The following is a 14,628-nucleotide window of genomic DNA, read 5'->3' as shown; positions in this document are numbered from 1 at the left end:
CCAATCACCTTTCAGGAGACCCCGTGACCGATACCCGCTATCTGGTCCACGGGGTCTTTTGGGATGGGCCGCCACCGGGCTCCAGCCCAGCGGCGGGTTCAAAGGCAGCTGACCCTGCCAAGGCAATGGACGACGCCGGCGGCCCGGTTCTGCGCCTCCAGTCGCCGGAGGGAGACTTCCGGGAGCTGGGCCTCCATTCCGGCGCACGCCTCGGCTTCCGGGTGGCACAGCCGGGCAGGTTCTGCCTGGGCCACGTCCAGGTCCAGTCGGCCGGCTCGCGCAGCCACATCCTCTGCGGCTCCCGCGTCCCGGCCGCTAGGGGAAAGCAGTGCGAGCGGTGCTTCGTGCTGGACGAGTCCCGGCTGATGCATGACTTCCACCGGGGCGGCCGGGTCACCCCGGGCCTGCGCGACTACCTGATGCAGGAACACTGGCTGTACATTGCCACGTTCGCCGGCGGTGCCACCAAGGTGGGTACAGCCTCCGGTCCGCGGAAGTGGAGCAGGCTCGCGGAGCAGGGGGCAGCCACGGCGGCGTATGTTGCCAGGGCGCAGGACGGCCGCGTGGTGCGGATCCTGGAGGACCTGGTGACGGCCGAGGTCGGCCTCACGCAGCAAGTGCGGTCCGCAGCCAAGGCGGACGCCCTGCTGCAGCCGCTCCCGGCGGCGGACCTGCTGGCCACGAATGCCCGCGCGGCCGCCGAGGTACGCGCGCTGCTGGCGCGCACCGCCGTCGACGGCTTTGAAACTGTGGCGGAGCAGTGGGTGCGGCCGGCGCAGGCTGACGCCCTGCACGGGCCAGGCCAACGCCATCCCTACCCGCATGCCCTGGACCAGGGGCAGCACGGCTTCCGGATCACGGCGCTGAGCGGGGCCAACGTGCTGGCCCGGCTCGACGGCACGGACGCCGTGTTCGTGGTGAACCTGTCCCAACTGGCCGCCCGCACCATCACCCTGGGTGACTACGCTTCGGAGGTCCCGGCAGTGCAGGAGTCTCTGTTCTAGCAGGGCCCGCAAGGCCTGGACGGTAGACTTGCACGGTGCTGAACGAATTCTGGGCCACCGCGCCAACCCGTTACAAAGTCCTCGTCTTCAGCGCGATGGGACTGATCGCCGTCGGCATCATCCTGAACATCATCGGCAACACCGGCGGCAACCAAACCCTGGCCATGGCCTCCCTGCCGCTGATCGGACTGGGCCTTGTCCTGCACGTGGTGGGCATCGTGGTCCGCGGCCAGTCGATCCGCAAAAACCTCAGGCGCTAGCTGCTGCGTTCCGCAGGACGTGGCTGCGGGCGTGCTCCACGGCATCCGGAAGATGCTGGAACAGGTGTTTGTGGTGCCGGAGCGAACGGATCACGCCCACGTTGGTCACCAGGTCCAGGTGGTCCGGCCGCACACCCTTGAGCAGCACGGTAATTCCGCGCAGTTCCAGCGCAGCGATGACCTCCACCAGGGCGTGGGCGCCGGTGGCGTCAAGCATCCGCAGCTGCGAGAGCCTGATGATGGCCACCTGGATATCCTTGACCTGGCTGATTTCCTGGAGGATGCGCTCGGCGGCGCCGAAGAACATGGCTCCGTCCAGCCGAAGGACCGCTATGTGCTCATCGCCGTCGGCGGAAGGCCCGGGGACCGGCTCGCGCTGGACGCCGCTCAAGGAGGCGAATTTCCGCAGCGCGAAGAGCGCCGCCGCGGCGAGTCCGATCTGGATGGCAACGATCAGGTCGAAGGCCACGGTAATGATCGCAGTGATGACAAAGACTGCTGCGTCTGCCCGGGTGGAACGCAGGATCGCGGCAACGGTGCGCCGGGAAACCATCCGTGTTGCCGTGACCATCAGGATCCCGCCCAGAGCTGCCAGCGGGATGCGGCTCACCATTCCGGATGCCAAGTAGGTGATGGCCAGCAACACGACGGCGTGAACGGCTGCGGCCAGCCGGGTTCGGGCCCCTGAACGTACATTGACCGCGGTCCTGGCGATGGCTCCGGTGGCCGGCATGCCGCCAAACAGTCCGGCGGCGATGGAAGCCAGGCCCTGGCCGGTCAGCTCACGGTCCGGGCTGTAGGGTCCGGTGGGTCTGCCGTCCGGGCCGGCCATCCCGGCGGCCACCCTGGCTGAGAGCAGTGATTCGATGGCGGCCAGGACGGCGATGGCTACCGCGGGCATGGCAAGGCTGCCCAAGGTGGCCACGTCCACGGCGGGCATTGCCGGCGCGGGAAGGGAGTGGGGCAGGGGGCCGATCCGTGGGACATCCAGCTGCAGGAGTTCGGCCGACGCGGTGGCCAGGAGGACCGCCACCAGGCTCGCCGGAAGGGCCCGGAACAGCTTCTGCAGCAGGACCATCACGACGGCGACCAGCACTACGAGTGCCAGCGTCAGCAGGACAGTGGGAGCCTGCGCGGCTGAGGCAGCTTCGACGGCGGCGATCACGGTGTTGTGTCCCGGGACGCCGGACGTGCCCGTTGCGAGCGGAACCTGCTGGAGCAAGATAATGGCCGCAATCCCCAAGGTGAAGCCCTCCACCACGGGCCAGGGGATGAAGGCGACGGCCCGGCCCAGGCCGCTGAATCCCATAATGCAGACCAGTAGCCCTGCCATCAGTGAGAGCGGGGCTACGCTGCCGGGGCCGTGGACGGCTACGACGGGTGCCAGGACCACCACCATGGCGCCGGTGGGGCCCGAAACCTGCACGGATGACCCGCCCATAAGGGCTGCCACCATGCCGGCCACGATGGCGGTGATAAGTCCGGCCTCGGCGCCCACCCCGGAGCTCACCCCGAATGCGAGGGCCAGCGGCAGGGCGACAATGCCCACGGTGATGCCGGCCAGCAGGTCTGTGCGCCACGATGAGCGCAGACCGGCGTAATCCTGCCGGGACGGGAGGAACCTGGTAAGCCTCTGCGCGGCCCTGGCAGTGGCGCGGCCGGTGGCGGCGGTGGCCGTCACGAGGCTGATCCGCGGGACAGGTGCTCCGCCGGCAGCTGCTGCGCCAGCCGGAGCTGTTCGTTCGATTCGGACAGGCTGTCCAGGAGGAAGGTCCGGGCGATGGCGAGCAGTTGCGAAACCCCTGGGTGCGCCAGTTGGTAAGTCACGGCGTTGGCGGTGCGTACGGAGGTCACCACCCTATGCCTGCGCAGGGTGGCCAGGTGCTGGGAGAGGTGCGAGGCTTCAAGCCCGGTCTCTGCCAGAAGGTAACTGACCGCCGCAGTTTCCTGCGGAGCTGCGGCCAGCAGTTCAAGGATCCGGATACGTGCCGGGTGCGCCAGGCCCTTGAACAGGTTGGCCTTGATCTCGTACAGCGGCGCTTGGGCGGAAGACAGCAAGGGAGGGGCTCCTGCGGCTTGATGGAATGATGAATCCATCATACCAGTGGGTTGCGGAACCTGTCCCGGGTGCGCCGGGGATAGGCTGGAATCCATGACTATCAATCCGGATCTGCAGGGCCGAAGCTACCCTGCCGCAGAGGTGTACGACGTTGGCCGTGAGAAAATCCGCGAGTTCGCCCGCGCCGTGAAGGCCACCCACCCCGCGCACTTCGACGTCGATGCAGCCACGGCCCTGGGCCACAGTGACTTGGTGGCACCCCCGACCTTCGCCATCATCATCGCCCAGCGTGCCGATGCCCAGCTCATCGAGGATCCGGACGCCGGCATCGACTTCTCCCGCGTGGTCCACGCGGACCAGCGCTTCACCCACCACCGGCCCATCGTTGCCGGCGACCGCCTCGTCGCGGAACTGCACGTCGACGGCGTCCGGGCCATGGGCGGCGGGGCCATGATCACCACCCGCTCAGAAATTTTCGCCCTCAGTTCCGGCGACTCCCGGGAACCGGTCACCACCACCACGTCATCCATCCTGGTCCGCGGAGAGGGACAGTAACCATGAGCCCCACTTTCAACGAACTGAGCGCCGGCCAGGAAATCGGCAGCCGTACCATCGAGGTCACCCGCACCGACCTGGTCAAGTACGCCGGAGCTTCCGGCGACTTCAACCCCATTCACTGGAACGAGGCCTTCGCCACAGGCGTGGAGCTGCCGGGCGTCATCGCGCACGGCATGTTCACCATGGGCTCAGCCGTGCAGCTGGTGACCGACTGGGCGGGTGACCCCGCCGCCGTCGTGGATTTCCAGACCCGCTTCACCAAGCCCGTCCTGGTCACCGACACCACCGGAACCCAGGAGCCCGGCGCCACCATCGAGGTCAGCGGCACCATCGGAAAGCTCGACGCCGATGCGGGCACCGCCCGCGTCGACCTCACAGTTGTCTCGGCCGGGCAAAAAGTCCTGATGAAGGCCCAGGCCGTCGTCAAGCTGTCCTGAGCCCGTACCATTGAGGGCAGGTACAGGAATCGAGGCGACGTCCCTCCAGGTCAGGCACTGGCGGAACGCCGTGGTGGTGGCCTACACGGCAAGTGGCCTGGCCTTCGCCTCCTGGGTGTCCCGGCTGCCCGCCATCCGGGACGCGTTGGATCTCAGCCCGGGCACCGTCGGGGTCATCCTGCTCTGCATGACGCTTGGCTCCTTCGCCTCCGTTTCGGCCTCCGGCCTCATCGTTCTGCGGCTGGGGTCCACGAGGACCATCCGCACCGGCAGCATCATGGCCGGCGTCGGTCTGCTGACGGCGGGTTTTGGCACAACAGTGCTGTCAAGCCCTGTGGCTACCGCTGTCGGCCTGGGCATCATCGGCCTGGGAACGGGGAGCTGGAACACTGCTTCCAATGTGGAGGGCGCGGCAGTGGAGCGTGCGGTGGGGCGGCACATCATGCCGCGGCTCCACGGCGCCTTCAGCCTGGGAACCGTGGCCGGCGCGGGACTGGGCGCCGCTGCGGCTGCTGCGTCTGTGCCCGTGTTCTGGCACCTTGCGGCGGCAGGAACGGTGGTGGCCGTATCGGTGGCGACGGCGGCGTCCTGGTTCCGGGCCGACATCACCACGGCAGGGGAGCGGACCTACACCCCGGACAACTTTGAAGACCCCACCACGGGCCCCATTCCCGTGATCCCCGCCGCAAGCCCGGCTGACCCGCCCCTGGACAACAAACGGAAGATCGCCCAGGCGTGGCGGGACCGCCGGACGCTGCTTCTCGGCGTCCTGGTGCTCGGCCTCGCCCTGGCCGAAGGTGCCGCCGGGGACTGGGTGGCCCTTGCGCTGGCGGACGGCCACGGGCAGAGCGATGCCGCCGGTGCTGCCGGCTATGGGCTTTTTGTCACGTTCATGACCATCGGCCGGTTCGCCGGGACAGTGGTGCTGGACCGCTTCGGCCGTGTTCCCGTCATGCGCTGGTGTGCCGCCCTGGCGGTCCTGGGTCTGGCAGTGTTCGTCTTCGCCCCCGCGCCGTGGCTCGCGTACGTGGGCCTCGCCGCCTGGGGTCTGGGCGCATCCCTGGGCTTCCCGGTGGGCATGTCCGCCGCGGCCGACGATCCTGCCAAGGCCGCGGCCCGCGTGTCAGTGGTGTCCACCATCGGCTACGGCGCGTTCCTGTGCGGACCCCCGCTGCTCGGCCTGCTGGCCGAACATGTGGGGATCCTGCACTCACTCCTTGCGGTGATGGTAATGCTCGCCGTGAGCTTCGTGTTGTCCCCGGTGGCACGGAAGGCCGGCTAGCTTTCCCTAGTATTGTTGACGGGTGACTCCCACCCTGCTTTCCTCCCTGACCACCTCCGCCGTCGGCGGCCCCGCCGGCAAGTTCATCGAGGCCCGGACCGAGGCAGAGATCATCGATGCCGTGCGGGCCGCGGATGCGGCCGGCGAGCAGGTCCTCATCATCAGCGGCGGGTCAAACCTCCTGGTGTCCGACGACGGGTACCCCGGGACCGTCGTCAAAATCGCCTCGGAGGGGTTCACGGTCAACGCGGAGGACTCCTGCGGGGGAGTGGCAGTAGTGGTGCAGGCCGGCCATAACTGGGACAAGCTCGTGGAGCACGCCGTCCGCCACGCCTGGTCCGGGATCGAGGCCTTGTCCGGCATCCCCGGCTCCACGGGTGCCACCCCGGTCCAGAATGTGGGGGCTTACGGCGCCGAAGTGTCCCAGACCATCGCGGCCGTCCGCACGTGGGACCGCGAACGCAATGCAGTCCAGACCTTCACCAATTCCGAGTTGCAGTTCGGCTACCGGGACTCCATCCTCAAGCGCACCACCGTCAACGGCTCGCCCCGGTATGTGGTCCTCACGGTCGAGTTCCAGCTGCCGCTGGGGCGGATGAGTGCCCCCATCCGTTACGCCGAGCTGGCCCGCTCCCTGGGCGTGGAGGTGGGCAAGCGCGCCTACGCCAATGACGTCCGGCGGGAAGTGCTCCGGCTGCGGGGCTCCAAGGGCATGGTGTGGGATGGCAGTGACCGCGATACCTACTCCACCGGCTCGTTCTTCACGAACCCCATCGTCTCGGCGGATGTGGCGGACAGGCTGCCGGAATCGGCGCCGCGCTATCCCGCAGGCCAGGACGGACAGGTGAAACTTTCCGCGGCATGGCTGATCGACCAGGCAGGGTTCGGCAAGGGCTTTGGCCTGGAACCGGAGGGTGTGGCCGGCGGCCGCGCATCCCTGTCCACCAAGCACACGCTGGCTATCACCAACCGCGGCTCCGCCAGCGCCGCCGACATGGTGGCCGTGGCACGGGAAGTGCAGGCCGGCGTCGAACGCCGCTTTGGCATCCAGCTGCATCCGGAGCCGCTGCTCATCGGACTGGACCTGTAGGAGTCCCGCCAGGGCAGTGCCCGGCCTAGGATGGGCGCATGGCTGCATCTGGTTCCCCGCGTGACCGCAGGATGATTGGCAGGCTCCGGCTGGCATCCCAGCAGCTCGCCGGGGACGGCGCCATGTCAGTGCCGGGGCTGGTGCGGTGGATGACCGCTATGCAAGCGCAGGACCTGCCGGCAGCGCTGTGGGCAGTCGGGGTGCGGGTGCCCGGTGCGGGGATCTCGGACGTGCGTGCTGCCATCGATTCCGGGACTGTGGTCCGGTCCTGGCCGATGCGGGGAACACTTCATCTCGTTGCCCCCGAGGACCTGGGCTGGATGCTGGCCCTCACGGCCGAGCGACTCACCAAAAGCATCGCCGGCAGGCACCGGCAGCTGGAAATCACCTGGGCTGATGTTGAGAAGGCGCGCGACCTGGCCCTGGACCGGATTCTCGCTGATGGTCCCGTCAGCCGTCCCGAGCTGTTCAAGGTGTTCGACGCCGGCGGCCAGCCCACGCAGGGGCAGCGCGGCATCCATCTCCTGGGGACGCTCTGCCGCCACCGTTGGTTGGTGCCGGGGCCGCTCTCCGGCAACCAGCAGCTGATCGCGGCCTTCGACGAGTGGATTCCAGCGTCCCGCCGGATGGAGCGCCAGGAAGCCATTGCCGAGTTTGCGCTGCGCTACTTCCGGAGCCACGGTCCGGCCACCATCCGCGACTTTGCCTGGTGGACGCAGCTGCCGCTGACCGAGGTGCGCGCCGCGTTCCAGCAGGTCCAGGGCCAGCTGGTGGAGTTGGAAATCGATGGCACCGGCTACTGGCTCTCACCTGACGTGGCCGCCCTCCTGGATTCCGGAGTCCCGGGCGGCCGCTCCGTCCACCTGCTGCCCGGATTCGATGAGTTCGTCCTCGGCTACACGGACCGGACCCCAGTCCTGGCGCCGGAGCATTTCGACCTGATCGTGCCCGGCGGCAACGGCGTCTTCAAGAAGACGGTACTAGCGGCGGGGAAGGTGGTGGGCACCTGGGCACTCCAGGGCACGGGCCGGGGTGCCGCCGTCGTCCCCGAACTCTTCGATGGGACCAAGCCGCTGGGCCCGGCAGCCCAGGCAGCCTTTGCCAAGGCAGCGGGGCGTTACACGACGTTCCTGGCCACCTGACCCCCTTCCACGCAAAAGCGGCCCCTGCCTGGTAGGCAAGGGCCGCTCGTGGGGCAGCTGTAAGGGCTACAGGTTGCCGGTGGCGATGTTGAGCATGCGGCGCAGCGGCTCGGCGGCACCCCAGAGGAGCTGGTCGCCCACGGTGAAGGCGCTGATGTACTGCGGGCCCATCTCCATCTTGCGAATGCGGCCAACCGGAATGTCCAGGGTGCCCGACGCGGCCACGGGGGTCAGTTCGGCCATGGAGGCTTCCTTGGTGTTCGGCACCACCTTGGCCCACTGGTTGTCCTCGTCGAGGAGCTTCTCGATCTCGGCCACGGACAGGTCCTCGCGGAGCTTGAGCGTGAGGGCCTGGGAGTGGGAACGCATGGCACCGATGCGGACGCAGAGGCCGTCCATGATCACGCGGTTTTCCTCGGAAGTGCCCAGGATCTTGTTGGTCTCCACCCCGGCCTTCCACTCTTCCTTGGACTGCCCGTTGCCAAGGTCCGCGTCGATCCAGGGGATCAGGGAACCGGCCAGCGGCACGCCGAACTGGGTGGCGTCGATCTCCGTGCGCTGGTGGGCCAGGACCTTGCGGTCGATGTCCAGGATGGCCGACGCCGGATCGTCCAGTTCGGTGCTGACCTCAGCGTTGAGCGTCCCGAACTGGCTGAGGAGCTCGCGCATGTGCCGGGCGCCACCGCCGGAGGCAGCCTGGTACGTCATGGAGGTGCCCCATTCCACCAGGCCGTTCTTGAACAGGCCGCCGAGGCCCATGAGCATGCAGGAGACGGTGCAGTTGCCGCCGATGAAGTCCTTGGTGCCGTTGACCAGGCCCTTGTCGATAACGTCGCGGTTGATGGGGTCCAGAACGATGATGGAGTCGTCGCTCATGCGCAGGGTGGAGGCGGCGTCGATCCAGAGGCCGTCCCAGCCGCGGCTGCGCAGCTCGCCGTGGACCTGCTTGGTGTAGTCGCCGCCCTGGGCGGTGACGATAATCGGCAGCTTCGCCAGGGTGTCGACGTCGAACGCGTCTTCGAGCTTGCCGGCGCCTTCAGCGAAGGAAGGCGCGGCACCTCCCGCGTTGGAGGTGGAGAAGAACACCGGGTTGATGTTGGCGAAGTCGCCCTCGTCCTGCATGCGCTGTATGAGGACGGAACCGACCATGCCGCGCCATCCGACCAGGCCGACGGAGGGGGTAGCTGCTGTAGTCATTGGACTATTTTAGACGGCGCGACCGGCAGGGCGCAGTCGGTTACGTCACGTCCCGGCAGGGATAGGCGCACGACGGCGCTCCGCGCCTTAGGCGCTATTCCACGGGCGGCGGGAGGTTCTTGGACCTGCGCAGCTTTTCAGCTTTGCGCTCTTTGAAGAAACCGGCCCAGCCTGCGAACAGCGGGTAGAGGACCAATAGGTACATCCACCACGTCCGGCCGAGGATGTCCCACTGGTCAGTCACTGCCATCTGGACGATGCCGTAAAGCATCAGGCCGAACATGGCCGTCATCAGGAGCGAAAGGAACAGCAGACCACCCGAGGAGTTCACGGGTTTAACGATGCCAAGCCCGTCGTCCTTGCGGACCCCGTACTCCTCGTCTGTGTAGGCAACTATCTCGCCGGTTTCGGAGAGCCGGTGCAGTGTCCGCTTTTCGGGCGGCCGGTAGGGAACATAGCCCGGTTCCTGCGGGACGCGCCGGCTACGCCTGGCCATGCTGGTCCTGGTTCCAGTCCAGCTGGCGGGCGCTGGGCTCGGGGAGTCCCCGCTCCGCGCGAAGGCGTTTGGCCCTCGAGGCAATCCTCGCCATCCGAACGGCGTAGACGGTGCCGGCCGATCCCAACACGGTCAGGAACAGGGCACTCCACATCGGGCCTTGACCCCTGCTGGCAGGTCCTGCCACCAGCAGGATGGAGAAGGCTGCGACGGCGGCGAGGAAGACAGCCATAACCAGAAAGCCAGTGGCAGACCGCACTTGGGCATGCGAACTGGCGGTGACTATTCCGAGTTCTTCCCTTGAGTAGCTGTGCAGTTCCCCGGTCACCGTGGGGTGGAGGATCCGCTCGTTATTCTTTGCAGCGCGCATCTCGTGTCGGTCCTTCGGGTTACTGGGAGACATGTCCTGCTCCTGGTTCGGGGGCATGCCGTTCCCTGCGCAGCTTTTTGGCCCGGTACTCATCCCTGGCCATGCCGAACGTGTACCAGGCTCCAGAAACGCCGAACGCGGTCAGAACAAGGGCGCCCCAGAACGGCTGGCCACCGGCGGGTACGGGCGTCAGGAGTATTACGAGGGACAGTACTGCCAGGACCACCATGACGGCGGTGAGGATTCCCATGCCCCACCACGTCTGGACTTGCACGTGTCCACGGCCCGGAGAAAAGCCAATTTCATCGGCGGGATAGCTGTGCAGTTCGCCGGTGTTGGTCTTTCGCAGCACCCGCTTCTCACCCCGGGCAAGCGCCGCCTTGTGCTCGGCATACGCGTCGTCGTTGCGCCGCTCCCGGTCGTCGTTGTACTGATCAATTCTTCGTCGCATTAGGCCTCCCCGGGAAATGGGCGGGTGCTGTCGGGGAAGTTATTGCGGGTGATGTCGATACCTGAAGGATTAGCTTCAAACCAGGCACGGGCTTGGTCGTCGGTAAGGGCGAAACGAGGCTTGGGCAGCCCCTTCAGCCTCCGCAGCCTGGAAGCGCGCCATTCGTGGCGAAGATTCTTGATGCCCAGCAGCCAGCCGCCGGTAAAGAGGACGGTGGCCAGCAACCCAAAGACAACCACAATCAGATTAAGGCTGGCCAGGGCGATGATGAGCATAAGAGGTGCCCACAGGGCAGGGACGGTCATGAGAGCTGTCACCACGAATAGCCCGGTGGTCGTATGGACCGAGTAGTTACCGGTTGGCTGGGATCCACCGATGCCCCACTCTTCCTTCGTGTAGGCATATACGGTTCGTTTCATGCCCGTGGCATAGAAGTACGGTCGCTCTACCAGCAACTTTTGTACCGCGGGATCCAGAGCCATCAGTGGTCCCCGGATTCGACGTCGGCACCCCATAAAGTTCCTGCCACCAGGAATTCCCCCAATATTCATCCCGCAGCAGTTCAGACTGCTGCAGGCCCAGCCTAAGGCAGGATCACAGCTGCCGCGATGGGTTGTCCTGCCCATGCGCGGCAAAATACGCTAACGCCGGTCTGACTCCTCCAGGACGGCAGCCTTCCGCGCCCGCAGCGCGAAGAACGCGCCGAAGGCGAAGATCTGGGTAACAATGACCAGCACGATGGCACCGGCGATCTTGTTGCCGCCCAGGATCATGGTCAGCCCCACGATCGCGGAGAGCAGCGCCAGCAGCGGCAGCAGCATGTAGCCCAGCACGAACAGGGTTTCGGGTTTCTTCAGCATGTTCCTAACCCTCGGTCCGTGACCATTTGGTGAATCGGTAGCGCGTGCCGTTGGCGGCGGTCAGCCAGCCGTCCGGCGGGACGGAGGCGGAGGCCTCCCAACTGGGGCCAAGCTCCGGGGCGAACGTGTCGCCGTCGGCCGTCACGTCGATGGTGGTGACCACCGCGACGTTCGCGAGGTCCGTGGACTGGCGGAAGACCTCCCCGCCGCCCAGGATCCACACGGTCTCGCCGCCGTCGACAAACTGCGACTCAAGCAGCGCGTCATCCAGGGAGGGAACCACGACGGCGCCCTCCGCCTCAGGCGTGCTGGCCCAGCTCTTCTGCCGGGTGATGACGATGTTTGTCCGGCCGGGCAGGGGACGGTACTTCTCCGGGAAGGACAGCCAGGTTTTGCGGCCCATGATGACCGGGTGCCCGGTGGTGAGCCGGGTAAAGTGTTTCAGGTCCTCGGGCAGGTGCCAGGGCATGTCCCCGTCCTTGCCGATGACGCCGTCGGAGGTTTGCGCCCAGACCAGGCCGACGCCCGTGATGGAGGCGGCCAGTTCCTCAGTGAAGGACTGGGGATCGGTGAAGTTTTCGGTGCTCATACTGCGATCGGAGCCTTGATGGTGGGGTGGTGCTGGTAGCCCACCACTTCGAAGTCCTCCAGCGTGTAGTCGAAGATCGACGCCGGCTTGCGGGTGATCTTCAGCTGCGGGTACTCGTACGGCTCGCGTTCCAGCTGCTTGAGGACCTGGTCCATGTGGTTCTCGTAGATGTGGACGTCACCGCCGGTCCAGACGAACTCGCCGGGCTCAAGCCCCACCTGCTGGGCCACCATGCAGGTGAGCAGCGCGTAGGAGGCGATGTTGAACGGCACGCCCAGGAACATGTCCGCGGATCGCTGGTACAGCTGGCAGGAGAGCTTGCCGTTGGCCACGTAGAACTGGAAGAACGCGTGGCACGGCGGCAGCGCCATGTCGTTGAGCTCGGAGACGTTCCAGGCAGAGACGATATGGCGCCGGGAGTCCGGGTTGGACTTCAGGTTCTCGATGAGTTCGGCGATCTGGTCAATGTGGCCGCCATCCGGTGTGGGCCAGCTGCGCCACTGCACGCCGTAGACCGGGCCCAGGTCGCCGTCCTCATCCGCCCATTCGTTCCAGATGGTGACGCCCTGGTCCGTCATCCACTTGATGTTGGTTTCGCCGCGCAGGAACCACAGGAGTTCCACCGCCACGGACTTGAAGTGGACACGCTTGGTGGTGATCAGCGGGAAGCTCTTGGCCAGGTCAAACCGCATCTGGCGGCCGAAAACGCTGGTGGTTCCGGTTCCCGTGCGGTCCGATTTATGGGTGCCGGAGACCAGGACATCGCGCAGGAGGTCTTCATAAGGCGTAGGGATGCTCACGCCCCAAGTCTACTGGCTGGCCGTTGGGAGAGGCCGGGCGCCCCGCGGCCGGACGTCCCTACAGGGATCACGGCGTGGCCGGCTGGGCCGCGGTGGGGGCGCCAGGGTGCAGCCCGCGTGAGCCTGGCAGCCTGGGCGGGGGCCAGACCAGCATCAACAGCAGGACGGCCAGGTTGAGCGCGCCCGCAGGGTTCAGCCAGCTGGTGGCTCCGAACGCTGGATCAGGCCGTGCCGCATGGTTGCCCGCAATGGCCGCCAGGCCGGCGGCGACGGTGGCGACGGTCCGGAGCAGACGGTTCATGGTGATGGTCCGGAGAAGTCCATCTTGGATAGAAGTGAGTCCGGCCAACGCGCGGCGGCGGGTTATCAGGACCAGGACAACCAGGGTTCCAGCCGCCAGCACCAGCAGGGCGGCGCCGAGATAACCTGCCAGCGCCGCGCCGGGAATGCGACCATCTCCGGCCACGGTTGACTAGCCGCCTCCGTCGTCGGGCCGAGATTCATAGGGGAGTGGGGCGAAGCCAGGCAAGGTGGAGGTCCACAGAATCTGCGCGGCGGACCCCACGAAGACGGCTAGGACGGTCCAACCGAGCCTGCGCGGGAGAAAATCCCGGACCCGTGGCCGGTTTTCGGATTGTTGAAGCGTTAGGGCGCCTCTGGGGTAGCTGAGCTGCCCCAGCGCATGAACGGCCAGGCAGCCAAGGACGGGCCACGCAAGGGCAGTGGGGATGTTCGCAGGCGCAGTGCCAGTGGGGGACATCGGGAGGATCCCGGCATTGGCGGCGGGCAACAACGAACTTGCCAGCCACCCGACCAGGCCCACCCAGAAGGCATGCCGGGACGCGATTGCCACCCGGTCACTCCCACTGCCTCCCCGCATAAGGGACCGGAGCAGGAAATACACGCCGCTGGCAAGCAGGAACGGCCACAGGAGAACCATTGGTGGAACATCGGTGACAACAGCGATTGTGGCAGCCTGCACGTAATCCCCCCAGAACGGTGCGTCGTGCCTCTAAGTCAATGCCGGCAAGGGCCTTGGGTCAAGCTGCTGGTCCGCGCCTAATCGTCGAAGGGCTTGAACTGCTCCACCGCCACAACCCGTTTCCTCCCGCCGTTGGCCACGTGGCACACCACCACTTCGCCGGGGGACAACCAGGGTTCCTTGGCCGGCAGCAGCCTCGTCAGGTGGGAGGGCATGTGCTCCGCCAGCTGTTTGAGGACGGTGGGCAGCGCGGGCCGGTGCGTGCAGACAACCACGGGCCGCTGCTTGTCGAAAAGGGACTCGATGACGGCGGCCGTCTTCTTCGGACTGCGCTGGTGCTTGTGCTCTGTCAGGCCTTCCGCCAGCTTCACCTTGGCTCCCGTTGCGCGCGCATAGGGGGCCACGGTGGCAACGCAGCGCAGCCACGGGCTGGTGACCACCCGCATCGGCTTCCACGCCTGCAGGAGCCGGCCCACCGCCTGCGCCTGCCGGGTGCCGGTGGCCGCGAGCGGACGTTCGCCCTCCGCCTTGCTCCAGGATGAGCGCGGTTTGGCTTTGGCGTGGCGGAGCACCAGCAGCGGCCAGGTGTCCAGCGTGCCCCGGTCGTGCGCGTCGCGCAGGAATTCAAGAGGGACGACGTCGGAGGGGTTGGACAGCAGGCGGGCCGCCTTTTCGGGGGCGCACCACATGACGCTGTCCACCTCCTTGCCGTCCGGGACCAGGGTGTTGCCGTTGACCTTGACCGCCCAGTAGTAGACCACCTTGAGGCCGGATGATACGTGGTAATGGATGGGCGGCAGGGGTATCCCCAGCGGCGCCCGGAGGCCGATTTCCTCCCACACCTCACGCACCGCGCACTCCGGGACGGTCTCGCCGTCGTCAATTTTCCCCTTGGGCCAGGACCAGTCGTCATAGCGCGGACGGTGGATCAACGCCACTTCCAGGCCGTCCTTGTTGACCCGCCACGGGATGGCACCCGCCGCGGTGACGGCTACGGGTTCTCCCGGGTGGTCAGTCTGGTCAGCTACGAGTGCATCGCTCGACAACGCGG

Annotated in this window: 19 protein-coding genes; 7 read left to right on the top strand and 12 right to left on the bottom strand. The window is 66.8% G+C overall.

Annotated features, from left to right (window positions below; all coding sequences use genetic code 11):
• The first annotated feature begins 23 nt into the window (after nt 1-23).
• Nucleotides 24-1,004: a DUF2797 domain-containing protein gene (locus FBY36_RS02985; protein WP_142117275.1), complete on the top strand. Its 981-nt coding sequence runs from the start codon at nt 24-26 to the stop codon at nt 1,002-1,004.
• Between the two features lie 35 nt (nt 1,005-1,039).
• Nucleotides 1,040-1,264 carry a DUF3188 domain-containing protein gene (locus tag FBY36_RS02980; RefSeq protein ID WP_142117274.1) on the top strand — a complete coding sequence of 75 codons (225 nt, stop codon included), beginning with the start codon at nt 1,040-1,042 and terminating at the stop codon, nt 1,262-1,264.
• On the opposite strand, the gene FBY36_RS02975 is transcribed toward FBY36_RS02980, so the two are convergent.
• Both FBY36_RS02975 and FBY36_RS02970 read right to left on the bottom strand, forming a co-directional pair.
• Nucleotides 1,254-2,945, bottom strand: coding sequence for a SulP family inorganic anion transporter (locus tag FBY36_RS02975; RefSeq protein ID WP_142117273.1), 1,692 nt, complete (start codon nt 2,943-2,945; stop codon nt 1,254-1,256). The genes FBY36_RS02980 and FBY36_RS02975 overlap by 11 nt on opposite strands.
• On the bottom strand, nt 2,942-3,322 hold the full coding sequence (locus FBY36_RS02970) for an ArsR/SmtB family transcription factor (protein WP_160141866.1): 381 nt from the start codon (nt 3,320-3,322) through the stop codon (nt 2,942-2,944). The genes FBY36_RS02975 and FBY36_RS02970 overlap by 4 nt, the downstream gene beginning before the upstream one ends.
• 94 nt (nt 3,323-3,416) lie before the next feature.
• Between FBY36_RS02970 and FBY36_RS02965 the strand changes: the two genes are divergently transcribed.
• From FBY36_RS02965 to FBY36_RS02945, 5 genes are read left to right on the top strand one after another with little or no spacing between them, the layout of a single operon-like run.
• Nucleotides 3,417-3,878 carry an FAS1-like dehydratase domain-containing protein gene (locus FBY36_RS02965; RefSeq protein ID WP_142117272.1) on the top strand — a complete coding sequence of 154 codons (462 nt, stop codon included), beginning with the start codon at nt 3,417-3,419 and terminating at the stop codon, nt 3,876-3,878.
• A gap of 2 nt (nt 3,879-3,880) precedes the next feature.
• Entirely contained in the window at nt 3,881-4,318 is a 438-nt protein-coding gene (locus tag FBY36_RS02960) for a MaoC family dehydratase (RefSeq protein ID WP_142117271.1), read from the top strand.
• A 10-nt stretch (nt 4,319-4,328) separates the two neighbouring features.
• A complete protein-coding gene (locus tag FBY36_RS02955) occupies nt 4,329-5,600 on the top strand; it encodes an MFS transporter (RefSeq protein WP_235008693.1) in 1,272 nt (423 codons plus the stop codon).
• 22 nt (nt 5,601-5,622) lie between these two features.
• Nucleotides 5,623-6,690, top strand: coding sequence for a UDP-N-acetylmuramate dehydrogenase (locus FBY36_RS02950; protein ID WP_142117270.1), 1,068 nt, complete (start codon nt 5,623-5,625; stop codon nt 6,688-6,690).
• Nucleotides 6,691-6,728: 38 nt separating this feature from the next.
• Nucleotides 6,729-7,832 carry a winged helix DNA-binding domain-containing protein gene (locus FBY36_RS02945; protein WP_142117269.1) on the top strand — a complete coding sequence of 368 codons (1,104 nt, stop codon included), beginning with the start codon at nt 6,729-6,731 and terminating at the stop codon, nt 7,830-7,832.
• A gap of 66 nt (nt 7,833-7,898) precedes the next feature.
• On the opposite strand, the gene asd is transcribed toward FBY36_RS02945, so the two are convergent.
• The 10 genes from asd to FBY36_RS02895 form a co-directional block, all read right to left on the bottom strand.
• A complete protein-coding gene (asd, locus tag FBY36_RS02940; RefSeq protein ID WP_142117268.1) occupies nt 7,899-9,029 on the bottom strand; it encodes an aspartate-semialdehyde dehydrogenase in 1,131 nt (376 codons plus the stop codon).
• Between the two features lie 94 nt (nt 9,030-9,123).
• On the bottom strand, nt 9,124-9,525 hold the full coding sequence (locus FBY36_RS02935) for a hypothetical protein (protein WP_142117267.1): 402 nt from the start codon (nt 9,523-9,525) through the stop codon (nt 9,124-9,126).
• Complete coding sequence (locus FBY36_RS02930) at nt 9,512-9,928, bottom strand: hypothetical protein (RefSeq protein WP_142117266.1); 417 nt, start codon at nt 9,926-9,928, stop codon at nt 9,512-9,514. Before FBY36_RS02930 ends, FBY36_RS02935 begins: the two co-directional genes overlap by 14 nt.
• Complete coding sequence (locus FBY36_RS02925) at nt 9,915-10,346, bottom strand: hypothetical protein (RefSeq protein ID WP_142117265.1); 432 nt, start codon at nt 10,344-10,346, stop codon at nt 9,915-9,917. The genes FBY36_RS02930 and FBY36_RS02925 overlap by 14 nt, the downstream gene beginning before the upstream one ends.
• Entirely contained in the window at nt 10,346-10,828 is a 483-nt protein-coding gene (locus FBY36_RS02920) for a hypothetical protein (protein ID WP_142117264.1), read from the bottom strand. The genes FBY36_RS02925 and FBY36_RS02920 overlap by 1 nt, the downstream gene beginning before the upstream one ends.
• 159 nt (nt 10,829-10,987) lie before the next feature.
• A complete protein-coding gene (locus tag FBY36_RS02915) occupies nt 10,988-11,206 on the bottom strand; it encodes an NF038396 family protein (RefSeq protein WP_142117263.1) in 219 nt (72 codons plus the stop codon).
• Between the two features lie 4 nt (nt 11,207-11,210).
• Nucleotides 11,211-11,795, bottom strand: a complete 585-nt coding sequence (locus tag FBY36_RS02910; RefSeq protein WP_142117262.1) for a dihydrofolate reductase — start codon at nt 11,793-11,795, stop codon at nt 11,211-11,213.
• On the bottom strand, nt 11,792-12,595 hold the full coding sequence (locus FBY36_RS02905; protein ID WP_142117261.1) for a thymidylate synthase: 804 nt from the start codon (nt 12,593-12,595) through the stop codon (nt 11,792-11,794). Before FBY36_RS02905 ends, FBY36_RS02910 begins: the two co-directional genes overlap by 4 nt.
• Nucleotides 12,596-12,662: 67 nt before the next feature.
• Entirely contained in the window at nt 12,663-13,061 is a 399-nt protein-coding gene (locus FBY36_RS02900; RefSeq protein WP_142117260.1) for a hypothetical protein, read from the bottom strand.
• A gap of 593 nt (nt 13,062-13,654) precedes the next feature.
• Nucleotides 13,655-14,623, bottom strand: a complete 969-nt coding sequence (locus FBY36_RS02895) for an NUDIX hydrolase (RefSeq protein WP_142117259.1) — start codon at nt 14,621-14,623, stop codon at nt 13,655-13,657.
• Nucleotides 14,624-14,628 lie beyond the last annotated feature (5 nt).

It is taken from the genome of Arthrobacter sp. SLBN-122 (genome assembly GCF_006715165.1).
Lineage (GTDB): Bacteria > Actinomycetota > Actinomycetes > Actinomycetales > Micrococcaceae > Arthrobacter.
The sequence above is the reverse complement of the archived record's forward strand: the minus strand, read 5'-3'. Positions and strand labels throughout refer to the sequence as shown.